This is a genomic window from Pollutimonas rozaliensis (assembly GCF_048751585.1).
Classification (GTDB): domain Bacteria; phylum Pseudomonadota; class Gammaproteobacteria; order Burkholderiales; family Burkholderiaceae_B.
Window position 1 is genome coordinate 1 of record NZ_JAZHOB010000042.1, and the last position, 317, is coordinate 317.

Below are 317 nucleotides of genomic sequence, written 5' to 3' on the forward strand. Positions count from 1 at the left end.
ATAAAGTGACGTTCATGAGGCTGGGTTAGTGGTTCGCTAGGATGAAACAGCGCCATGACTTCACCGCTACTGAGTGGTTTAAGTGAGAGGATCACTTTCAACAATTGATGCTGACAATCGACCATGACTTCGACTTTTTCCAGTTTGGTTCTCTCTGCTAAGGCTTGCTCAACCACGGGCGGAAAATGAAATAACGCTTCAATGTGTAGGCCAATATGACTTTCATCTAAGCCTAACCACTGCCGAGCACAGTGATTAATGTATTGCACGTATCCTGACGCTTGCCAAGTGACCACGCCTTGTTCTATTCCCTCTAA

Annotated in this window: 1 protein-coding gene; it reads right to left on the bottom strand. The window is 45.7% G+C overall.

The window, feature by feature from the left end:
• On the bottom strand, positions 1 to 317 hold a 317-nt coding region (locus tag V0R37_RS21885; RefSeq protein ID WP_420376528.1), incomplete at both ends, for a hypothetical protein.